At 61.7% G+C, this 22,519-nt stretch carries 18 protein-coding genes; 8 read left to right on the top strand and 10 right to left on the bottom strand.

Annotated elements, in window-relative coordinates; translation table 11 throughout:
• Positions 1 to 445: 445 nt before the first annotated feature.
• The 3 genes from ATY77_RS09360 to xylF all read right to left on the bottom strand — a co-directional run bounded on the left by ATY77_RS09360 (position 446) and on the right by xylF (position 3,855).
• On the bottom strand, positions 446 to 1,228 hold the full coding sequence (locus tag ATY77_RS09360; RefSeq protein WP_088672941.1) for an ATP-binding cassette domain-containing protein: 783 nt from the start codon (positions 1,226 to 1,228) through the stop codon (positions 446 to 448).
• Positions 1,229 to 1,242: 14 nt separating this feature from the next.
• On the bottom strand, positions 1,243 to 2,556 hold the full coding sequence (locus ATY77_RS09365) for a sugar ABC transporter permease (RefSeq protein ID WP_088687089.1): 1,314 nt from the start codon (positions 2,554 to 2,556) through the stop codon (positions 1,243 to 1,245).
• A gap of 258 nt (positions 2,557 to 2,814) precedes the next feature.
• The gene (xylF, locus tag ATY77_RS09370) at positions 2,815 to 3,855 is read right to left on the bottom strand and encodes a D-xylose ABC transporter substrate-binding protein (RefSeq protein ID WP_088672943.1); all 1,041 of its coding nucleotides are present in this window, start codon (positions 3,853 to 3,855) and stop codon (positions 2,815 to 2,817) included.
• A 227-nt stretch (positions 3,856 to 4,082) separates the two neighbouring features.
• Between xylF and ATY77_RS09375 the strand changes: the two genes are divergently transcribed.
• The gene (locus ATY77_RS09375; RefSeq protein ID WP_088687090.1) at positions 4,083 to 5,306 is read left to right on the top strand and encodes an ROK family protein; all 1,224 of its coding nucleotides are present in this window, start codon (positions 4,083 to 4,085) and stop codon (positions 5,304 to 5,306) included.
• A 249-nt stretch (positions 5,307 to 5,555) separates the two neighbouring features.
• Here the strand turns inward: ATY77_RS09375 and iolG are convergent, their stop codons facing one another.
• The gene (gene iolG, locus ATY77_RS09380; RefSeq protein ID WP_088687091.1) at positions 5,556 to 6,548 is read right to left on the bottom strand and encodes an inositol 2-dehydrogenase; all 993 of its coding nucleotides are present in this window, start codon (positions 6,546 to 6,548) and stop codon (positions 5,556 to 5,558) included.
• 196 nt (positions 6,549 to 6,744) lie between these two features.
• Between iolG and ATY77_RS09385 the strand changes: the two genes are divergently transcribed.
• The gene (locus tag ATY77_RS09385; protein ID WP_088672946.1) at positions 6,745 to 7,026 is read left to right on the top strand and encodes a hypothetical protein; all 282 of its coding nucleotides are present in this window, start codon (positions 6,745 to 6,747) and stop codon (positions 7,024 to 7,026) included.
• Here the strand turns inward: ATY77_RS09385 and ATY77_RS09390 are convergent, their stop codons facing one another.
• The 3 genes from ATY77_RS09390 to ATY77_RS09400 form a co-directional block, all read right to left on the bottom strand.
• Positions 7,027 to 7,491, bottom strand: a complete 465-nt coding sequence (locus ATY77_RS09390; protein WP_088687092.1) for a hypothetical protein — start codon at positions 7,489 to 7,491, stop codon at positions 7,027 to 7,029.
• Positions 7,492 to 7,686: 195 nt separating this feature from the next.
• Positions 7,687 to 8,562, bottom strand: coding sequence for a Hint domain-containing protein (locus ATY77_RS09395; RefSeq protein ID WP_088687112.1), 876 nt, complete (start codon positions 8,560 to 8,562; stop codon positions 7,687 to 7,689).
• A 270-nt stretch (positions 8,563 to 8,832) separates the two neighbouring features.
• Positions 8,833 to 9,837: a LysR family transcriptional regulator gene (locus ATY77_RS09400; protein WP_088673724.1), complete on the bottom strand. Its 1,005-nt coding sequence runs from the start codon at positions 9,835 to 9,837 to the stop codon at positions 8,833 to 8,835.
• A gap of 270 nt (positions 9,838 to 10,107) precedes the next feature.
• On the opposite strand from ATY77_RS09400, the gene chvE reads away from it, so the two are divergent.
• From chvE to araD, 6 genes are all read left to right on the top strand, one after another.
• Positions 10,108 to 11,172 (top strand): multiple monosaccharide ABC transporter substrate-binding protein, encoded by a 1,065-nt coding sequence (gene chvE / locus ATY77_RS09405; protein WP_088672948.1) that lies wholly within the window; start codon positions 10,108 to 10,110, stop codon positions 11,170 to 11,172.
• 99 nt (positions 11,173 to 11,271) lie between these two features.
• Complete coding sequence (mmsA, locus tag ATY77_RS09410) at positions 11,272 to 12,810, top strand: multiple monosaccharide ABC transporter ATP-binding protein (RefSeq protein WP_088687093.1); 1,539 nt, start codon at positions 11,272 to 11,274, stop codon at positions 12,808 to 12,810.
• A complete protein-coding gene (gene mmsB / locus ATY77_RS09415) occupies positions 12,807 to 14,012 on the top strand; it encodes a multiple monosaccharide ABC transporter permease (protein ID WP_088687094.1) in 1,206 nt (401 codons plus the stop codon). Before mmsA ends, mmsB begins: the two co-directional genes overlap by 4 nt.
• 118 nt (positions 14,013 to 14,130) lie before the next feature.
• Positions 14,131 to 15,126, top strand: a complete 996-nt coding sequence (gene araD1, locus ATY77_RS09420; protein ID WP_088687095.1) for an AraD1 family protein — start codon at positions 14,131 to 14,133, stop codon at positions 15,124 to 15,126.
• Positions 15,127 to 15,194: 68 nt separating this feature from the next.
• Positions 15,195 to 16,628, top strand: coding sequence for an aldehyde dehydrogenase family protein (locus tag ATY77_RS09425; protein WP_088687096.1), 1,434 nt, complete (start codon positions 15,195 to 15,197; stop codon positions 16,626 to 16,628).
• 62 nt (positions 16,629 to 16,690) lie between these two features.
• The gene (araD, locus tag ATY77_RS09430; RefSeq protein ID WP_088687097.1) at positions 16,691 to 18,430 is read left to right on the top strand and encodes an L-arabinonate dehydratase; all 1,740 of its coding nucleotides are present in this window, start codon (positions 16,691 to 16,693) and stop codon (positions 18,428 to 18,430) included.
• A 502-nt stretch (positions 18,431 to 18,932) separates the two neighbouring features.
• Here the strand turns inward: araD and ATY77_RS09435 are convergent.
• From ATY77_RS09435 to ATY77_RS09445, 3 genes are read right to left on the bottom strand one after another with little or no spacing between them, the layout of a single operon-like run.
• Entirely contained in the window at positions 18,933 to 19,757 is an 825-nt protein-coding gene (locus ATY77_RS09435; protein WP_088687098.1) for a transglutaminase family protein, read from the bottom strand.
• A 12-nt stretch (positions 19,758 to 19,769) separates the two neighbouring features.
• Entirely contained in the window at positions 19,770 to 20,711 is a 942-nt protein-coding gene (locus ATY77_RS09440; protein ID WP_088687099.1) for an alpha-E domain-containing protein, read from the bottom strand.
• A complete protein-coding gene (locus tag ATY77_RS09445) occupies positions 20,711 to 22,120 on the bottom strand; it encodes a circularly permuted type 2 ATP-grasp protein (protein WP_088672954.1) in 1,410 nt (469 codons plus the stop codon). The genes ATY77_RS09440 and ATY77_RS09445 overlap by 1 nt, the downstream gene beginning before the upstream one ends.
• Positions 22,121 to 22,519 lie beyond the last annotated feature (399 nt).

A 22,519-nucleotide genomic window follows, 5' to 3' on the forward strand; every position in this document is an offset into this window, starting at 1 on the left:
GCGGCTGGCTTCAATCGGGAAATTCTCAGAAATACGGGTGCTTGCGGTTTGGCGGGGATTTTCATCCGCTGGCCCTGGCGATCGATGGTTTTTGGCGGGGCTGTCGGCAGCCGGGACCGTGCCTTGCGGCGGGGCGAAGTGCCTGGCTTTCGGCTGGCGGCAGATCGGGAAAGCTTCACCGTCTTCGCTTAAAAACCTCTCTTCCACTGAAAATGAGAGAAATCAATCAGTTATGAGTGACAAGGAGGTTTTTAAGAAGGATCAACATTTTAGAAAATGGATGGAGGTCGGAGGAGTTTCGTCTTTTTAGAAATGTTGAGCCTCCTTAAAAACGTCCTTCCAAACCTCTCTGCCAGTCGAATGCATCGGGTGGAGTGCCACAAAAAAACTCCGCCGGCCTTGCGGGCGGCGGAGCGTGATTTCGCTGGAGATGATCTGGCGCCGCTCAGATCTGCATGGCGCCGGGGCCGGGGATGGCCTTGGGCGGCACCTTGCCGAGGATGATCATGCCGAGGACCTCGTCCTTGGTCACGTCCTCGGTGCGGGCGTGGCCGACGACCTGGCCGTTCTTCATCACCGAGACGCGGTCGGCGAGGTCGAAGACGTCGTGGATGTCGTGGCTGATGAGGAAGATGCCGATGCCTTCCTTTTTCAGCTGCTTGATCAGTTCGCCCACCTGCGCCGTCTCCTGCGGACCAAGGGCGGCCGTCGGCTCGTCCATGATCAGGATACGCGCATTGAAGAGGATGGCGCGGGCGATCGCCACCGATTGCCGCTGGCCGCCGGAAAGCGCCTTCACCGGCTCCTTGAAGCGCTTGAAGTTGGGGTTCAAGCGGCCCATCACTTCGCGGGCCGAGGCTTCCATCGCGACGTCGTCGAGCGTGCCCCAGCGGGTCTTCAGCTCGCGGCCGAGATAGAGGTTGGCGGCGGCGTCGACGTTATCGGCGACGGCGAGCGTCTGGTAGATCGTCTCGATGCCGTATTTCTTGGCATCGCGCGGATTGCGGATGTCGGCCGGCTCGCCATTGATCAGGATATCGCCGCTATCGCGCTTATAGGCGCCGGAGAGGATCTTGATCAGCGTCGACTTGCCGGCGCCGTTATGGCCGAGAAGGGCGACGACTTCGCCGGGGTAGAGATCGACCGAGGCATTGTCCACGGCGTGGATGCCGCCGAAGGAGATCGAGATGTTTTTCAGTTCCACGAGGGGAGTGCGTTGATCAGCCATGTCTAGGGCTCCTCTCACTTGGCACGGGAGCGGTATACGGTGTCGAGCCAGACGGCGACGACGAGGACGGTGCCGACGACGACGCTCTGCAGCGGCGTGTCGACATGCGCGAGAACCATGCCCGATTGCAGGGACTGCATGACGAGCGCGCCGAGCATGGCGCCGGCGATGGTGCCGGTGCCGCCTGCCAGCGACGTCCCGCCGATGACGGCGGCGGCGATTGTGTAGAGCTCGTCGAGCGTGCCCTGCGCATTGGTGGCGGCGTTGAGGCGGGCGGTGGAAATCGCCGCCGCGACGGCTGCGAGAATGCCCATCAGCGCGAAGATGCGCACCGTCACCCAGCGGGTCTTGATGCCGGCGAGTTCGGCCGCCTCGGGGTTGCCGCCGATCGCGAAGACGTAGCGGCCGAAGCGCAGCCTCGTCGCGATGAAGGTCATGATGATGCCGACGACGATGGCGATCAGCACCGGCACGGCGATGCCGTAAGGGATGTCCAGGCCGGTTTCGGGCCAAGGGATATTGTTGGTCTCGGCATATTTCTTGGCGATGTTGATCGGCCAGTAATAGCTGTTGGCGATCCAGACCGCGCCGAGGATGAGCACGCAACTCAAGGTGGCGAGGAAATATTCCGCCCAGATCGGCCGGCGCGGGAAGCCGAAGCGGCGGCGCTGGCGGCGCGAGCCGACGATGCTGGCAATGACGAAGAGGCAGGCGGCGATGCCGACGATCCAGCTCCAGGTGGCGCCGATCGAGCCCTCGGCGCCGCCGCCCATGATGCGGAAAGTCTGGTCCATCGGGGCGACCGTCTGGCCGCTGGTGACGAGCCAGGTCGCGCCGCGCCAGACGAGCAGGCCGCCGAGGGTGACGATGAAGGAGGGAACGTTCAGGAAGGCGATGATGATGCCCTGGAAGGCACCGATCAGGCAGCCGGCGATCAGGCCGACCAGAAGCGTGATCGCCCAGGTGAAGGGGCTGTCGAAGCCAAGATATTGCGGCAGGATCTGCGCCTGGGTCACGCCCATGATCATGCCGCAGAGGCCGAGCACGGAGCCGACCGACAGATCGATGTTGCGGGTGACGATGATCAGCACCATGCCCGTCGTCATGATCGCGATATCGGTCGTCTGGACCGAGAGGTTCCAGAGATTGCGCGGGGTCAGGAACAGGCCGCCGGTGATGATGTGGAAACCGATCCAGATGATGATGAGCGCGCCGATCATCCCGAGCAGGCGCGTGTCGATCTCTGTCGCGCGGAAGAAGCGGGTCACCGGATTGGCTTCCGCCGTTCTCGGTCCGCTCGAAGTCGTTGATTTTACCATTTCGGCCATGGGTTTGCCGTTCCCCCATTCTGTTTGGACGGGTACGCCGGCATGCGCGAAACTGCCCTCGGCGTCATTCGTCTGTCTTCAATAGACCATCGCGATGATCCCTGCGGTCGCGCGGCTTCGCGGCATCGTTCCGGCAGGGATGGAAGGTCCGCGGTGGTGCGGCGAGGCGGAGAGAACCTGGTCGTTTTCGTTCTCATCCGCATCCGGCGCCGCAACGGTGTTTCCGCTGCGGCGCCGGCAATTCCGGTTGGCGCTCGCTTACTTGCAGGCGGCGACCGTGTCGGCCTTGACGCCCTGGCAAGCTTCAGCCTTGGAGATCCAGCCGGCGTCGATGACGACGTTCAGATTGTCCTTGGTGATGGCGAGCGGCTTCAGGAAGACCGACTGCATTTCGACGCCCTTCGGGCCGCCCTTGAAGGCCTGAACGCCATCGATCTTGCTCATGTCCTTGCCGCCGGCGAGGTCGAGAGCGATTTCAGCGGCGCGTGTGCCGAGTTCGCGGCTGTCCTTCCAGACGGAAACTGTCTGCGTGCCGAGCGCGATGCGGTTCAGCGCCGCCTTGTCGCCGTCCTGGCCGGAAACCGGAACGGAGCCGGCGAGGCCCTGGGCGTCGAGCGCTGCGATCGCGCCGCCGGCCGTGCCGTCATTGGAGGCGACGACGGCGTCAACCTTGTTGTTGTTGGCGGTCAGGAACTGCTCCATGTTGCGCTGGGCGTTCTCCGGCAGCCAGCCGTCGGTATAGGCCTCGCCGACATTCTTGATCTTGCCGGCATCGATCGCGGCCTTCAGCACTTCCTGCTGGCCCGAGAACAGGAAGTCGGCGTTCGGATCGGAGGACGAGCCCTTGATGAAGACGTAGTTGCCTTCAGGCTTCGCCTTGAAGACGCCTTCGGCCTGCAGGCGGCCGACTTCCTTGTTGTCGAAGGTGATGTAGAAAGCGGCCGGGTTTTCGATCAGGCGGTCGTAGCCGACAACCGGAATGCCTTCGGCGGCGGCCTTTTCGATCGCCGGCCCGATGGCGTCGGAATCCTGGGCGAGGATGATCAGCGCATTGGCGCCCTGCGAGATCAGCGATTCGACGTCGGTGAGCTGCTTGGCGGCGGAAGACTGCGCATCAGCGGAAATATATTTGGCGCCCTTGGCTTCGAGAGCCTTCTTGATGGCGGCTTCATCCGTCTTCCAGCGCTCTTCCTGGAAATTCGACCAGGAAACGCCGACGACGAGATCGGCAGCCATGGCAGCAGTATGCACGGAAACGAGGATGGCAGCCCCTGCCATCAGTTTCAAAATAGACTTCATAATGTCCTCCCGAGTGAGTTGCGACCGGCCCAGCCCATGCTTCCTCCGGCCACCGCGATAAGCCTGTCGAGAAGGTTCGGATTTTTTTCTCGACAGTCGAGAAATTTGATGTCAGAGATTTTTTCAACTGTCAACACTGCACTACCGGCTTAATTCGCTTGCGCAACGGCGGCCGGAGATGCAGTGGAAACCAAGGGTGGGGCAAGCAGGAGGAGAGGGCGGCATTCATGCTGACCAAGTCGAGCACGGAGTTGGTCCGGCAGAGAAACAGCGTGCTCGTGCTGTCCGTGCTGCGCCGTCACGGCGCGCTCGCCCATACCGAAATATCCGATCATACCGGCCTTTCCTCGGCCACCATTTCGGCGATAACGGCCGATCTGGAGCGCGCCCAGATCATCGAAAAATCCGAGCAGCAGGCGGCGAGCGGCCGCGGCCGGCCGCGCGTGCTTTTGCGCCAGCGGCGCGACTGCGGCTATCTCATCGTCGTCATCATCTCCTCGGATGCCGTGCAATATTCGCTGGTCGACTATGCCGGCAAGCTGATCGACCGCTTCAGCGAGGAGCGCTCGCATGATCCCGCAGGTGCGGCCCGTTTCGTCGCAGGCGTGAGGGCCGGTCTTCTCCGTATTCTCGAGCGCTCCAGGATCACCCAGGAAAAGGTGCTGCTGATTTCGATCAGCAGCAAGGGCCTGGTCGATTCGACCGAGCCGGTTCTTCTCTGGTCGCCGATCTTCGGCAGCGAGCAGATCGATTTCGAATCGGCGCTGCGGCCCGATTGGCAGGCGAAGGTCATTCTCGACAACGAGACGCTGCTGGTCGCCGCAGCGCTGGGCGCACGCGAGGAGATCGTCAAGGGCGCCGATTTCCGCTCGCTCGCGGCCCTTTCGCTCGGTCATAGCATCGGCCTCGGCATCGTCCGGCGCGGTGGGCCGACGGGACAGGAGGTCTCCGCGCCGAATTTCGGGCACATGCTGCACGTGGCAAATGGCGGCCTCTGCCGCTGCGGCACGCGCGGCTGCATCGAAGCCTATGCCGGCTTCTACGCCATCCTGCGCAGCGCCTTCGAAGTGCCGCTCGATACGATCCCGGCCAAATTCGTGCCGGTCGCCGAACTCGACAAGATCGCCCAGCGCGCCCGCCAGGGCCACCGCACCTCCGCCTTCGCCTTCCGCCAGGCGGGGCTCGCGCTCGGCAACGGGCTATCGCGCATGCTGAGCCTGACAGAGCGCATGCCGATCGCCATCACCGGGCCGGGCACACGCTATTACGATCTTCTCCGCCAGGGAGTCGAAGAAGGGCTTGGCCAGTCGCATATCGTGCGCATGGAGGGGATGCCGGAGATCCGGGTGGCGGCCGAAGAGCCGATCCTGGTTTTCGAGGGGCACCTCAACCGGGCGCTGTCGGTGATCGACCAGGATATCGTCGTTTCGGGTGTGCAGGGCGGGGAGTAGGGCTGAAACCCCTCCCCAACCTCTCCCCACAAGGGGGAGGGACTAACGCGCGGCGGCCGACTGCGGCAAGCATCGACCCTTTCTGCGGATGAAACGGTGAAAGAGGGCTCGTTAGGCGCCGCAGGTAAGCCCCTCCCCCTTGTGGGGAGGGGTTGGGGAGGGGTTTTCTATACACTTTAACAGAAAACGCGAAATGGCCGGGCGTTTGCCCGGCCATCTCATGCGTGGCTGCCGGTCGGGAGAGGGCCGTCAGCCGAGCTTGATCAGCTTGCCTTCCTTGACGGACTGGACCGCGGCGTCGGCGAGCGCGAGCGCTGCGAGGCCATCGGCGCCGGAGGGCGAGATCTTCGTGCCCTTTTCGATCGCGGAGATGAAGGCTGCGATTTCGTTGGCGTAGGCTTCGGTGTAGCGGGTCATGAAGAAATCATGCAGCGGCGGGCGGGTGTAGCCGTCGCCGTTCGCCACCTCGATCGAGACCGGGCGCTGGTTTTCGGCGGCCGCCATACCCTTGGCGCCGTGCACCTCGATGCGCTGGTCGTAGCCATAGGTGGCGCGGCGGGAGTTGGAGATGACGGCCTGCTTGCCGGAGGCGGTCTGCAGGATCACCGAGACGCTGTCATAATCGCCGGCTTCGCCGATCGCCTTGTCGACGAGAACGGCGGCGGTCGCCAGCACCGAGACCGGCTCTTCGCCGAGCAGGAAGCGGGCCATGTCGAAATCGTGGATCGTCATGTCGCGGAAGATGCCGCCCGAGCGCTTGATGTAGTCGACCGGCGGGGCGCCGGGATCGCGCGAGGTGATCGTCACCATTTCGACAGCGCCGATCTTGCCCTCGTCGATGACCTTGCGCACCGCCATGAAATGCGGATCGAAGCGGCGGTTGAAGCCGACCATCAGCTTGGCGCCGGTCTCTTCGACGACCTTGATGCATGCCTTGACGCGGGCGACGTCGAGATCGATCGGCTTTTCGCAGAAGATCGCCTTGTCGGCGCGGGCGAAACGCTCGATCAGGTCGGCATGGGTGTCCGTCGGCGTGCAGATGACGACGGCGTCGATATCCTTGGCGGCTTCGATCGCCTCGATGGTGCGGACCTCGCAGCCATAGGCGGAAGCGATGGCTTCGGCGGCCTGCGGAAAGGCGTCCGCGACCGCAACCAGCGTCGCATTGGCGTCGCCGCTGACGGCCTTCGCATGAACCTTGCCGATGCGGCCGGCGCCGAGAAGACCAAATCTCACTGTCATTTCAACCTCCCTAGAATTCGGAACAAATAAACCGAATTGCCAAAAATCTGGAATTTTCATTCCACCTTCTCTGCGTCGCGTCAAGCCCGCGGCTCTTTCACATTTGCAAGATTCGAACTAAAGACAAGCCGCACATGCCGGGGGCATGTGCGATGCATGCCGGGGCATGCGTGACATATGCGACCGTGGGACAAAGATGCAACTGATCGATCCGAACCATCCGGCCTATCGCCGCCTCTGGGTGCGCATAGCCATCGTTGCCGTCTGCTTTGCCTGGGCCACGGTCGAGTTCGTCACCGGCGATCCCTTCTGGGGCGTGATCTCGGGCGGGGCCGGCGCCTATGCCTTCTATGTGCTGTTCTGGACCTTCGATCCGCAGCCGCAGACGACGGAGCCGGCCGTGCAGGCTGACGACGAGGAAGACGAAGAGCCCGCGGCGGCCACCGACAAGCCATCGAAGGACGGACAGGCGGAATAATCAGCGCGCGAGACGCCGCAGCGCTTCGTCGATCAGCAGATTGGCGAGCATCATCCGCTTGGTCGCATTGTCGCGGAAGGGCAGGGCGACGCCGTCGGGATGATTGGCGCGGGCGAAGGCGCGGCGCTTCTCGCCAAGCGTCAGGGCCGTGTCGGCGGCGGAGATCGCCAATTCGGCCGCGACCTCTGCCGGTGCCGTGCGGGTGAGATGGTCCGGCATTACAGGCTCGGGCAGCGGCGCTGGTTCCGCTGCGGTTACGGCCGCGGCATCGAGTTCCAGATTGTCGAAATAGGCTTGGCCGATGCGCTGCGAGGCGGCCGAGACACCCTCCATGACATCGAAGGCGAGGCCGGTGGCAAGCCCGGATACGCGGTGGGCAGCCGGCGCCTCGGCGTCATCGTCCGGCTCTTCCTCGGCCTTCAGCCGCTCGAGAACTGATTGAAATACCGATTGTCCGAATAGCATGCACCTTCCTCTCCCGGATATTAGAGCCTGGCAAGATGGCGCAGGGCTTGCCGGCAACGGACGAAGAGAAGAAGGCCGATGTCATCAAGCGTGGCGCGATGATGCGCGCCACGCTTGATGTCTTTGTTTGATGTGCTCGCAAATCGGACGCGCGGCTTGGCAGCAGCCAGACCGGTCCCGCGCGTTCCGGTCCTGTCAGAGTGACAGCTCCCTGGCTTGCGCGTCGATCCTTTCGCAGGCATTCCCGAATGGATCGGGCACCCTTGCCAGCGGCGAAACGCCGAGCAGGAGGAGCGCTTTCAAATGTGACCAGCCGCCTGCCAGCAGCGGCGCAAAGGATGCCATCACGACGCGCTCCTCGCCATAGAGACGCCGGTATTCCGCAAAATTGCAGAAGTTCTCGTAATTGCTGTCATGCAGCCGGAAGGATTCGGCCGCAGCGCCTTCGGCGAGGATAACTTCGTGGGTATCGAGCATGACCGCATAATAGTCGATCGACATGCCGGCAGCGGGCGTGACCGGCGCGATCGTCGTGCCGTTGACCAGGTCCTTCACCTGAATCAGGATGCCGTTCAGGTACAGCGCATGGCCAGGCGACAGATAGAGATCCGAATGGGGTGTGTGCCCGTCCAGTGCGTGGCGGGAAACCCGGATCGGCACGACGGATTTTTGCCAGTTCTTGCCGCTCTTCCTGAAGCTTTGGCGGCCGATCCACTTCACCGCACGGGTGCTGCCGTCAGGAAGGGCAACCCGATCGCCGATGCTGAGATTCTCGACGGGCTTCTCACCGCAATCCGTGAGGATCGCCGTTCCCCGTAGGAAGCAGTTTGGGCCGCTGCCGCCGCCACTGGAGCCACCGCTTCCGCCTGAGCCGCCGCCCCCGCCAGAGCCTCCGCGTCCACCGGAGCCGCCCCGTCCCCAAAGCCGTCCCAAGGCGTTGGCCGGAGAGGTGGAAATTGCCGTGGCTATGGCTGCGATGCCGGCGAGACGAGCGCCGGCGGCCGCGGCGACGCCCAGAAAATGCCTGCGCGCAGTGTTGTGTGGCAGCTTCGGATCTTCCTTAGATGACATGTCGGCGATCTCCTCAAAAAACATGAACACCGACCGATGTTACATTGGGTTGTATCCCGTTCAATTTCACCAGATTGCGCTGTAGCCTACCAACAATGGCGTAGGCATGGTCTGGTGGGCTCCCAAAAACGCTGTTGCTGGCAACAAAAAGCAGAAGATTTATCTTCTACCCGCACGCGAAAAAATCGAATGGTGTACGGCAGGGATCGGTTGAAATGGCTGAAAAGCAGCCCATATAGCGTCTCGCGACACGAGGACAGCTTACGACCGTCATCCCGCCTGCTTTCGGCTCTCCTCCAGAATAATGTCATAGAGCAGCCTCGCACTCGGCGGCAACGCCCGTTCCTTCGCCGTGATTAGGCTGTAGGGCTTGACGTTGATGTCGAAATCGATCGGCAGCATGCGCACATCGGAGGCCTTGGCGCCCTGGCTGGCGAGAAAATGGGCGACGTCGATGGCGACGGGGGCGATGGCGTCGGTTTCGCAGACGATGGCGCAGGTGAGCAGCAGCGAGGAGGTGTTGACGATGTTTTCGGGCAGCGCCACTCCGCGCGACAGGAAAATATCCTCGATCGTGCGGCGCAGCAGCGTGCCCGGCGGCTGGAACACCCAGTCGTAATCCCTGACGTCGGCGAGGCTGCTCGGCTTCTGTTTCAGCAGCGGATGGCCCTTGCGCACGATCAGGCAGGCCCGCTCGACGCCGATCTCGGTCACCTCGAAGAGGCGTGGATTGAGATCGTCGGGAATGCGGCCGATGATGAAATCGTGGCGGGCGGCGAGCAGCTCGCGGGCGAGCACGTTGCTGGTCTCCACCTGGATGTTGATTTCGATGCCCGGATAGGCCTTGCGCACCTTGTTGATCGCCGGCACCACGAGGCTCATGGCCGGCGCCGTCACCGCGCCGATGAAGACCGAGCCGCCTTTGCCGCTCTTCAATTCGCCGATCTCGCGGCTCGCCTCGCGCAGCTCCAGGAGGATCTTGCGGGCGCGTCTGGCAAGGGCCGCGCCGAAGGTCGTCAGCACCACGCCGCGGGCGACGCGCTCATAGAGCTGGGTCTTGGTGATCGATTCCATTTCGGACAGCATTCGCGACGCTGCGGGCTGCGAAATGTTCAGCACTTCCGCAGCTGCGGAAATCTGTCCGCTATCTTCGATTGCGACGATCATGCGCAGGTGATTCAGCTTAAGTCCCGCACGCAAAAGGCCGTCGTCGCCGAAGTTATCGCTGTGGATATCGACGTGATCCATCAAAAATGGCTCGGAGATAATCGTCATGGTTGCAGCCTCCTCGCTGCGCTCCATTAAAAGTAATACTTTTTAACGATATACCAAAATTGTTATGCACTTTACCACTTATTCTATTTGACAGTTATAGGAATCCATACCAGTTTGCCGCCGTGTGCTGGTTGGCACTCAACACGTGTGAGATCGTGGAGGAGACCTACTTCGTTTCTCACCATCTGAAGTAACTATCCAATACGGAACCTGCCACAGTTTCGGGGCGGACGATTTTTTGTCCGCCAATGTTTAACAAGGGAGAGAGAAATGAAATCCATTATCTCATTGATGGCTGCGGCTGCCTTCGGCGTCGCTTCGTTTGTTATGCCTGCCATGGCGCAGGACAAGGGTCTCGTAGGCATTGCAATGCCGACGAAGTCCTCCGCTCGCTGGATCGACGACGGCAACAACATCGTCAAGCAGCTCGAGGCCGCCGGCTACAAGACCGACCTGCAGTATGCTGACGACGATATTCCGAACCAGCTTTCGCAGATCGAAAACATGGTCACAAAGGGTGCCAAGGTTCTCGTCATCGCTTCGATCGACGGCACCACGCTTTCCGACGTTCTCCAGAAGGCTCACGACGCCGGCATCAAGGTCATCGCTTACGACCGCCTGATCCGCGACTCGGCCAACGTCGACTACTACGCCACCTTCGACAACTTCCAGGTCGGCGTTCTGCAGGCTGGCTCCATCGTTGACGCGCTCGGCCTCAAGGATGGCAAGGGCCCGTTCAACATCGAACTCTTCGGCGGTTCGCCGGACGATAACAACGCCTTCTTCTTCTACGATGGCGCAATGTCCGTCCTGCAGCCCTACATCGACTCCGGCAAGCTCGTCGTGAAGTCCGGCCAGACCGGCATGGACAAGGTCGGCACGCTGCGTTGGGATCCGGCAACGGCCCAGGCCCGCATGGACAACCTGCTCTCGGCAAACTACACCGACGCCAAGGTCAATGCTGTCCTGTCTCCCTATGACGGCCTCTCGATCGGCATCATCTCCTCGCTGAAGGGTGTCGGCTACGGTTCGGCTGACCAGCCGCTTCCGGTCGTTTCCGGCCAGGACGCTGAAATCCCGTCGGTCAAGTCGATCATCGCAGGCGAACAGCACTCGACGGTCTTCAAGGACACCCGCGAACTCGCCAAGGTCACGGTTGCCATGGTCGATGCCGTGATGTCCGGCAAGGAGCCTGAAGTCAACGACACGAAGACCTACGACAACGGCGTCAAGGTCGTTCCGTCCTATCTGCTGAAGCCGGTTGCCGTCGACAAGACCAACTACAAGCAGATCCTCGTCGACAGCGGTTACTACACCGAAGACAAGCTGAAGTAAGACGTTAAACAGGAGGCCGGAGCCCGTGCTTGCGGGTTCCGGCCTTCGATTTTATGATCGCCAGGCCGCTCGGCGGCTCAAGGCGCTGGAACTTTGACTATGGACAACACCATCCTAGAAATGCGGAGCATCACCAAGACGTTCCCGGGCGTCAAGGCGCTGGAGAACGTGAACCTCAAGGTTCGCAAGGGTGAAATTCACGCATTGGTAGGCGAAAACGGGGCCGGTAAATCGACCCTGATGAAAGTGCTCTCGGGCGTCTATCCCACGGGAAGCTATGAAGGCGACATCGTCTATGAAGGCGAGACACGTCACTTCAGAGTGCTGAAGGACTCCGAAGAAATCGGCATCGTCATCATCCACCAGGAACTGGCGCTGGTGCCGTTGCTGTCGATCGGGGAAAACATCTTCCTCGGCAACGAGAACGCCAAGAGCGGCGTCATCAGCTGGGAAGAGACGTATAACCGCACGAAGCAGCTTCTCCAGAAGGTGGGCCTGCGCGAATCCCCGAACACGCTGGTGACCGATATCGGCGTCGGCAAGCAGCAGCTCGTCGAGATCGCCAAGGCGCTGTCGAAGAGCGTGAAGCTGCTCATCCTCGACGAGCCCACGGCCTCGCTCAACGAGAAGGATTCCGACGCGCTGCTCAATCTGTTGATCGAGTTCCGCAACCAGGGCATCACCTCGATCATCATTTCCCATAAGCTGAACGAGATCCGCAAGGTCGCCGACCAGATCACGGTCCTGCGCGACGGCATGACCGTCAAGACGCTCGACTGTCACGCCGACGAGATCAGCGAAGACATCATCATCAAGAACATGGTGGGCCGCGACCTCGCCGACCGTTATCCGCCGCGCTCCGTGCCGATCGGCGAGACGATCTTCGAAGTCAGGAACTGGAACGCCTATCACCAGCATCACCGCGACCGCCAGGTGCTGCACGACATCAACGTCAACGTCCGCAAGGGCGAGGTCGTCGGCATCGCCGGCCTGATGGGTGCGGGCCGCACCGAATTCGCCATGAGCGTCTTCGGCAAGTCCTATGGGCACAAGATCAGCGGCGAAGTCTTCGTCGACGGCAAGGCCGTCGATGTCAGCACCGTGCGCAAGGCGATCGACGCAGGGCTTGCCTATGTCACCGAGGACCGCAAACAGCTCGGTCTCGTGCTCAACGACACGATCCTGCACAATACGACGCTCGCCAATCTCGAAGGAATCTCCAACAACAGCGTCATCGACGACATTCAGGAGATGAAGGTCGCGACCGATTACCGGTCGAAGCTGCGCATTCGCTCGCACGGCATCTTCCAGGAAACGGTCAATCTTTCCGGCGGCAACCAGCAAAAGGTGGTGCTGTCGAAGTGGCTGTTCTCCGATCCCGAGATTTTGATCCTCGACGAGCCTACCCGAGGCATCGATGTTGGCGCAAAGTACGAAATTTATACTATCATCAACCAGCTTGCCGCCGATGGGAAGGGCGTTCTGATGATCTCATCGGAAATGCCCGAACTGCTTGGCACTTGTGACCGCATCTACGTGATGAACGAAGGACGCATCGTCGCCGAACTGCCGAAGGGAGAAGCAAGCCAGGAAACCATCATGCGCGCTATCATGCGCTCAGGGGAGAAGAGACAATGACTCCGGTCAACCCAGCAACCGAGGAAAGCAACGTCGTTTCCGTTGCCGACTACATCCGCGGCAACATTCGTGAATACGGCATGCTCATCGCGCTCGTCGCGATCATGGTATTCTTCCAGTTCTACACCGGCGGCATTCTCTTCAAGCCGGTCAACCTGACGAACCTGGTTCTGCAGAATTCGTTCATCGTCATCATGGCGCTCGGCATGCTGCTCGTCATCGTGGCGGGGCATATCGACCTTTCGGTCGGTTCGATTGTCGCCTTCGTCGGCGCGCTCGCGGCGATCTTCACCGTTTCATGGGGCATGAATTTCTGGCTCGCCGGATTGATTTGTCTGATCGTCGGCGGCTTTATCGGCGCGGCGCAGGGCTATTTCATCGCCTATCACCGTATCCCGTCCTTCATCGTGACGCTCGCCGGCATGCTCGTCTTCCGCGGCCTGACGCTGACGGTACTGAACGGCAAGAACATCGGCCCGTTCCCGAAGGAATTCCAGGTCATCAGCACCGGCTTCCTGCCGGGCGATATGATCGACCTGTTCGGCACGCCCGTCCAATCGACCTCGCTGATCCTGACGGTCATCCTGCCGGTCATCCTCTTCTACCTCGCTTGGCGCCGCCGCAAGGTAAACGAGAGCCACGGCATCGACGTCGAGCCGATGGGCTTCTTCGTCGTCCAGAATCTGATCGTTTCCGGCGCTATTCTGGCGCTCGGCTACCTCCTGTCCAGCTACAGGGGCCTGCCGAACGTTCTCGTCGTCATGCTGGTGCTGATCGCGATCTATGCTTTCGTCACCAAGCGCACGACGATCGGCCGCCGCATCTATGCCATGGGCGGCAATGAAAAGGCGACCAAGCTGTCGGGTATCAATACGCAGCGCCTGAGCTTCTACACCTTCGTCAACATGGGCGTGCTCGCAGGTCTTGCCGGCATGATCGTGGCACTTCGCCTGAACTCGGCAACGCCGAAAGCCGGCGTCGGTTTCGAGCTCGACGTGATCGCGGCCTGCTTCATCGGCGGTGCCTCGGCGTCGGGCGGCGTCGGCAAGATCACCGGCGCGGTCATCGGCGCATTCATCATGGGCGTCATGAACAACGGCATGTCGATCGTCGGCCTCGGCATCGACTTCCAACAGATGGTCAAGGGTGCGGTGCTTCTCGCCGCCGTGTTCTTCGACGTTTACAACAAGAACAAGGGCTGAGCGCCAACAGGCGCCAGTCCAGGCATTCGCAGTCATATGAAAGATGGATTCCGGCTCCTGATGGAGCCGGACAGGCGGAGCTTTTGCTGCCTTCGCCGGAACGAGAAGGATCGAAGTCGTGCTTATTTCGCAAATCAAGGGTGCCAACGGAGAGATCGTCGTCGCCGTCCGCGAGCTGGGCGGCGCTGCCAAATCGGTCAAGAATGCCGGCAGCGTCTATGCGCTGGCGATGGAAGCGGCAGACGGCGGCAAGTCGCTCGCCTCGGTCATCGAAGCCCATGGCTACGGCGATGCCGTCGATCTGGAGAAGGCCTATGCCGAAGGCCGTTTCCTGCCGCCGATCACCCATCCCGATGCCGCGCACCTGCATCTGACCGGCACCGGCCTGACCCATCTCGGCTCGGCCGCCACCCGCGATTCCATGCATAAGAAGACGACCGAGGCGGCCGAGGAAACGCTGACCGACTCGATGAAGATGTTCAGGATGGGCCTCGAGAACGGCAAGCCGAAAGCTGGCGAAAAGGGCGTTCAACCCGAATGGTTCTACAAGGGCAACGGTCATGGCGCGGCAGCCCCCGGCGCGCCGCTCGTCTCTCCTTCCTTCGCGCTAGACGGCGGCGAAGAGCCTGAAATGGCCGGCATCTACGTCATCGCCAAGGACGGTTCGCCCTTCCGCATCGGCTTTGCGCTGTCGAACGAATTTTCCGATCACGTCACCGAGCGGATCAACTATCTCTTCCTCGCTCATTCGAAGCTGCGCCCGGCAAGCTTCGGTCCGGAGATCCGCATCGGCGCCGCGCCGGAGGATATTCGCGGCACCTCGCGCATCAAGCGCGGCGACAAGGTGATCTTCGAAAAGCCGTTCCTATCGGGCGAGGCGAACATGTCGCACACTTTCGCCAACCTGGAATATCACCATTTCAAATATGGCCTGTTCCGGGTTCCGGGAGATGTGCATGTCCATATGTTCGGCACGGCGACGCTTTCCTTTGCCGACGGCATCAAGACGGAAGAGGGCGACCTTTTCGAGATCGAAGTCGCCGAATTCGGCCTGCCGCTGCGCAACCCGCTGAAGGTGGCGGCCGAAGAAGAGATTGCCGTCAAGCAGCTCTGATTTTCGAGGCCGGGCCGCGTCCGCGGCCGGGCCGTGTTTGTAAACGGTAAAGGAGGCTTGTTGAGCCCATGACCATTTATCAAAACCTGATCGCCGGCGAATGGGTCGGCACGAACGCGACGAAGAACATCAACCCGTCGGATACGAACGAGGTCGTCGGCCTTTATGCCGATGGCAGTGCAGAAGATACCCGCAATGCCATCGCCGCCGCCAAGGCCGCTTTCCCGGCCTGGTCGCGCTCCGGCATCTGGGAACGCCACGTCATCCTGAAGAAGACCGGCGACGAGATCATGGCGCGCAAGGACGAGCTCGGCGCGCTGCTTGCCCGCGAGGAAGGCAAGACCCTGCCTGAGGCGACCGGCGAAGTCATCCGCGCTTCGCAGATCTTCGAATTCTTCGCAGGCGAAGCCCTGCGGCTCGCCGGCGAGGTCATCCCGTCGGTGCGCCCGAACATCGGCGTGGAGATCACCCGCGAGGGCCTCGGCGTCATCGGCATCATCACGCCCTGGAACTTCCCGATCGCCATTCCGGCCTGGAAGATCGCGCCGGCGCTCGCCTACGGCAACACCATCGTCTTCAAGCCAGCCGAGCTGGTGCCCGCCTGTTCCTGGGCGATCGTCGATATCCTGCATCGCGCAGGCCTGCCGAAGGGCGTTCTCAACCTCGTCATGGGCAAGGGCTCGGTCGTCGGCCAGGCCATGCTCGAAAGCCCCGACGTTCACGGCATCACCTTCACCGGTTCCACCGGCACCGGCCGGCGCGTTGCCGCCGCCTCCATCGAGCATAACCGCAAGTTCCAGCTCGAAATGGGCGGCAAGAACCCGATGGTCGTGCTTGACGACGCCGATCTTTCCGTCGCCGTCGAGGCCGCCGCCAATTCCGGCTTCTTCTCGACCGGCCAGCGCTGCACGGCATCGTCGCGCCTGATCGTCACCGAAGGTATCCACGACAAGTTCGTCGCCGCATTGACCGAGAAGCTGAAGACACTGGTCGTCGACAACGCGCTGAAGGCCGGCACCCATATCGGTCCCGTCGTCGACGAGCGGCAGTTGAAGACCGATACCGACTATATCGAGATCGGCAGACAAGAAGGCGCCAAGCTCGCCTTCGGCGGCGAGGTCATCTCCCGCGAAACACCCGGTTTCTATCTGCAGCCGACGCTGTTTACCGAAGCGACCAACCAGATGCGCATTTCGCGCGAAGAGATCTTCGGACCTGTCGTCTCGGTGATCCGGGCGAAGGATTATGAAGAAGCGCTTGCCATCGCCAATGACACGCCGTTCGGGCTCTCGGCCGGCATCGCCACCACCAGCCTGAAACACGCGACGCATTTCAAGCGCAATTCCGAGGCCGGCATGGTCATGGTCAACCTGCCGACGGCAGGCGTCGATTTCCACGTGCCGTTCGGCGGCCGCAAGGGTTCGTCCTACGGTCCGCGCGAGCAGGGCAAATACGCCGCCGAGTTCTACACAACCGTCAAGACGGCCTACACGCTGGCTTGAGACGAAGCGAGATGACCCGGGCCGTACGAGGCGGTCCGGGAGTATCCTGAAGGACAGAGATCATGAAAAAGAAAGCGGAATGGCCGCGCCGGCTGAGGTCGCAGGAATGGTACGGCGGCACGAGCCGCGACGTGATTTATCACCGCGGCTGGCTTAAGAACCAGGGTTATCCGCACGATCTGTTCGATGGACGGCCGGTGATCGGCATCCTGAACACCTGGTCGGATATGACCCCGTGCAACGGTCATCTCCGGGAACTGGCCGAGAAGGTGAAGGCCGGCGTATGGGAAGCCGGCGGCTTCCCGCTCGAGGTGCCGGTGTTCTCAGCCTCCGAAAACACCTTCCGCCCGACCGCGATGATGTACCGCAACCTCGCGGCTCTCGCCGTCGAAGAAGCGATCCGCGGCCAACCGATGGACGGCTGTGTGCTGCTCGTCGGCTGCGATAAGACCACGCCATCGCTGCTGATGGGTGCTGCCTCCGTCGACCTGCCGTCGATCGTCGTCACCGGCGGCCCGATGCTGAACGGCTATTTCCGCGGCGAACGCGTCGGCTCCGGCACGCATCTGTGGAAATTCTCCGAAATGGTGAAGGCCGGCGAGATGACGCAGGCCGAATTCCTCGAGGCGGAAGCGTCGATGAGCCGTTCTTCGGGCACCTGCAACACCATGGGCACCGCCTCGACGATGGCGTCGATGGCCGAAGCGCTCGGCATGGCGCTGTCCGGCAATGCCGCGATCCCCGGCGTCGATTCCCGCCGCAAGGTCATGGCGCAGCTGACCGGCCGCCGCATCGTGCAGATGGTCAAGGACGACCTGAAGCCGTCCGACATCATGACGAAGCAGGCCTTCGAGAACGCCATCCGCACCAATGCGGCGATTGGCGGATCGACCAATGCCGTCATCCATCTTCTGGCCATCGCCGGCCGTGTCGGCATCGATCTGACGCTGGATGATTGGGACCGCTGCGGCCGCGACATTCCCACAATCGTCAACCTGATGCCGTCGGGCAAGTACCTGATGGAAGAGTTCTTCTATGCCGGCGGCCTGCCTGTCGTGCTGAAGCGCCTCGGCGAGGCGGGCCTGCTGCACAAGGATGCGCTGACCGTCTCCGGCGAAACCGTCTGGGACGAGGTCAAGGAAGTCATCAACTGGAACGAGGATGTCATCCTGCCGGCTGAAAAGGCGCTGACGTCGTCCGGCGGCATCGTCGTGCTGCGCGGCAATCTCGCGCCGAAGGGCGCGGTGCTGAAGCCGTCGGCCGCTTCGCCGCATCTCCTCGTGCACCGGGGCAGGGCTGTCGTGTTCGAGGACATCGACGACTACAAGGCCAAGATCAACGACGACAGCCTCGACATCGACGAGACCTGCGTCATGGTCATGAAGAACTGCGGGCCGAAGGGTTATCCCGGCATGGCCGAAGTCGGCAACATGGGGCTGCCGCCCAAGGTGCTGAAGAAGGGCATCCTCGACATGGTGCGCATTTCCGACGCCCGCATGTCCGGAACGGCCTACGGCACCGTCGTGCTGCACACTTCTCCGGAAGCCGCCGTCGGCGGACCGCTCGCAGTCGTGAAGAACGGCGACATGATCGAACTCGACGTGCCGAACCGTCGCCTGCATCTCGACATATCCGACGAGGAACTGGCGCGGCGCCTCGCGGAATGGCAGCCGAACCACGATCTGCCGACGTCGGGTTATGCCTTCCTACACCAGCAGCACGTCGAAGGAGCCGATACCGGCGCCGACCTCGACTTCCTCAAGGGATGTCGCGGAAACGCTGTCGGCAAGGATAGCCACTGAGAACGGACGCATCCGAAATTGGATCGTTGAAAAGGCGGGGTGAGAGCCCCGCCTTTGGCTGTTTGCGACGCGCGAAGCTATTCCTTAAAGCGCGTCGCGATCTTTCAGATTCGCTCCTTGCGCTTCAGGTTTTGTTTTTACGCATGTCGTTGCCGCAAAACCGCTGCACACTTTTGCGCGACATGCGTTAGTCATGCTCGCGGGCGCGAGAGTACGTGCTGCGAGAGCGTGCGAGGGACGGAGAGGCTGCGGCAAACCTCTTCTCCCCTTGGGGAGAAGGTGCCGGCAGGCGGATGAGGGGGCTACATGAAGTGCCTTTTCCACATGCTATTCCGCCAAGCCGCCGGCATACCTACCTAGGCGCAGATTCACCGGCGCGGTCGAAGCATGATAGGCGTTCTTGAAAGACCAGCGCCGCCGACCCCCTCATCCGCCCTACGGGCACCTTCTCCGCGAGGGGAGAAGGGGGAAACGAGAGGCCGCGTTCTGTCCTTCGGAGCCCTTAGCTCTGGTTCTGGCTTTGCATCTGCCCGCCATCTTCCACCTTGACGGTGACCGACAGGGTTTCGCCCGGCGTGCCGATGCGCATGCCTGAAATCGGCGCGGCGTCGCGGTAGCAGAGGCCGGAGGCGGTCCTGACGTAGCGGCCGTCCGGGCAGATCTCGTTGGCCGGATCGAAGCCGACCCAGCCGAGGCCGGGAATATGCGCCTCGGCCCAGGCATGGGTCGCTGCCTGTTCGACCTTTTCTTCCATCATCAGATAGCCGGAGACATAACGTGCCGGCACCTGCAGGGCGCGGGCGGCGGTAACGAAGATATGCGCGTGGTCCTGGCAGACGCCGCTCTTCTTTTCCAGCGCCTGTTCCGCCGTCGTCGCCGTATCGCTGGTCCCGGGTTTGTAGTCGACCGCCTCGTGAATGGCGGCCATCAGCGCATGCATGCGGGCGAGTTGGTTATCGCCGTTGACGCCCTTGATCAGCTCCTTCACCAGCTTGCCGCTCTTGGTCAGCGGCGTCTCGCGCAGGAAGAGCCAGAGCGGGCAGAAGCCGGTATGCGGGCCGGTGACGCCGTTGAGGTCTGCCGTTTCGACCTCGCCTTCGGCGAGAATGCGGGTCGTCTGCTGCTCGCCTTCCAGCGAGACCAGATTGACGTGGTTGCCGTACTGATCGTCATATTCCACTTCGGGGGTGGCGCCCTCGACCTTCAGCGACCAGCCGAGCACCTTCTGGCCTGGCGTCGTCGGCGGCGTCAGCCGCAGCCGCTGCAGGGAGAATTTCGACGGCTCGTCGTAGCGGTATTCGGTGAGGTGGCTGATTTTCAGTCTCATGTTCTGATCCGCTTAAACGTAGAACCGGTAGCCGTCGGAAATTTCCATGCCGAGCTGGTTGTTGCGCGAGACGAAATCCTCAAGGAACTCGTGCAGGCCCTGATCCATGATGTCGCGGATCGCCCTGGTCTGCAGCGTGGTGCGGATCGCATCGGCGGTATCGTGGGCCGGCAGCCGCTCCTCGTAATCCTGGGCGAGATAGCCGAGATTGCTGACGATCTTCTCGTAGCAATAGGCAAGCGAGCGCGGCATCTGCACATTGAGGGTGAGGAAGTCGGCGATATTCATCGCCCGGTATTCGCCGTCATAGGCCCAGCTATAGGCGCGGTGTGCGGAGACCGAGCGCAGGATCGATTCCCATTGCACGTTGTCGAGCGAGGAGCCGACGGCCGAGACGGAAGGCAGCAGCACGTAATATTTCACATCGAGGATGCGGCTCGTATTGTCGGCCCGCTCAATGAAGGTGCCGATGCGGGCGAAGTTATAGAGCTCGTTGCGCAGCGTCGAACCGTGGAAGGCGCCGCGGATAAGGCCGGCGCGGCGCTTGATGACGTCGATCACCTCGGGCAGGTCGGCGGCCTTCACGCGCTTTTCGAGCAGCGACTTCAGCTCGATCCAGCATTCGTTGGTCGCCTCCCAGGTCTCCCGCGTGAGCGCGGTGCGGACCATGCGGGCATTGTTGCGGCCGGAGTCGATGCAGGACATGACGCTTGACGGGTTGGAGCGATCGCGCAGGAGATAATCGATCGCATCGGCGTTGGTCAGCTTCGCGTGGCCCTCGTCATAGGCCTCGCGAACACCGGCGCTTTGCAGCACGCCGTCCCAGTTGTCGTCGCCGGCGCTGCTGCGGGTCAGCGACATGCGCAGACCGGCATCGACCAGGCGGGCAATATTTTCGGCACGCTCTATGTAACGGAACATCCAGTAGAGACCGTTTGCAGTTCTTCCGAGCATCAGTCCTCCAATACCCAGGTGTCTTTGGTGCCGCCGCCCTGGCTGGAATTGACGACCAGCGAGCCCTGCTTCAGCGCGACGCGGGTGAGTCCGCCCGGAATGATCTGAACCTTGTCAGAGACGAGCACATAGGGACGAAGGTCGACATGGCGCGGCGCAATCCCCTTGTTGACGAGGATCGGCACGGTGGAGAGCGACAGCGTCGGCTGGGCGATATAATTGTTCGGCTTGGCCTTCAGCTTCTCGGCGAAATCGGCGCGCTCCTTCTTCGAGGCCGTCGGTCCCACAAGCATGCCGTAGCCGCCGGAGCCGTGCACTTCCTTGACGACCAGCTCTTCCAGGTGCTCCAGCACGTATTTCAGGCTCGATGCTTCCGAACAGCGCCAGGTCGGCACGTTTTCGAGCAGCGCTTTGCTGCCGGTGTAGAATTCGACGATTTCCGGCATATAGGAATAGATTGCCTTGTCGTCGCAAATGCCGGTGCCGGGCGCGTTGGCGATGGTGATGTTGCCGGAGCGGTAGACGTCCATGATTCCAGGGATGCCGAGCGCGGAATCGGCACGGAAGGTCAGGGGATCGAGGAAGTCGTCGTCGACGCGGCGGTAGAGCACGTCGATCGCCTCGTAGCCGCGGGTCGTGCGCATCTTCACCTTGCCGTCGATGACCCGCAGATCCGAGCCTTCGACCAGCTCGACGCCCATCATGTCGGCGAGGAAGGAATGCTCGTAATAGGCTGAATTGTAGATGCCGGGGGTCAACACCGCGACGCGCGGCTTGCCGGTGCAGCCGGGAGGGGCGAGCGAGGCGAGGCTCTGGCGCAGGAGATAGGGATAATCCTCGACGCGCTGCACCTTGTTCTCATGGAAGAGTTCCGGGAACATCTGCATCATGGTTTCCCGGTTTTCCAGCATGTAGCTGACGCCGGAAGGCGTGCGGGCATTGTCCTCCAGCACGTAGAACTGGTCTTCGCCGGTACGCACGATGTCGGTGCCGACGATATGGGTGTAGACGCCGCCGGGCGGGCGGAAGCCGATCATCTCGGAGAGGAAGGCGACATTGTTTTCGATCAGCTCGCGGGGAACGCGGCCGGCGCGGATGATCTCCTGCTTATGGTAGATATCGTCCAGAAAGGCGTTGAGCGCGATCACCCGCTGCTCGATGCCCTGGGCAAGCTTGCGCCATTCGCGGGCGGAGATGATGCGGGGAATGATGTCGAAGGGGATGAGTTTTTCGGAACTGTCGGCATGGCCGTAGACCGCGAAGGTGATGCCGGTCTTCCGGAAGATGTTCTCCGCATCGCGGGACTTGGCAATCAGATGCGCCCGATCTTGGCTGTTGTACCACTCGAAATATTTTTCATAAGGCGGACGAGGACTTTCGTCCCCGGTAATCATTTCATCAAATGCCAAAGGTGCGGCTCCCCTTTTTTGTTCATTTGAATACAACGCAAATTGCAATGCAAGAACCATGCGCAGTTCGAGGAAAAGATTTTGCGGTGCGGGAAAGATGGGAAATTTCGGGTGTTTGAAGTGCGGCGGGCCGGAGTGGTGGATGGTTGTTTCGTAAAAACTGCGTAAAATCTGAGCAGGTGATGGTTTTTCGTTCGGCCGATATGAGGAGGCGCAGCCTTTCCGCTTGTTCCCTTGTATCTGCACGTTAGAGATTTTGTGCGATGGAAGCCATTGCGCCTCTGGCCGGGTGGCCACCCGGCCAGAGGCGTGACGAAGTCGCCCGCCCTCCCTCCGGTTACAACCGTGAATGAGCCTGGGATCTTCGTCATCGTCACGTACGACCGAATAGTCGCTTGG

It is taken from the genome of Rhizobium sp. R634 (assembly GCF_002211305.1).
Taxonomy (GTDB): domain Bacteria; phylum Pseudomonadota; class Alphaproteobacteria; order Rhizobiales; family Rhizobiaceae; genus Rhizobium.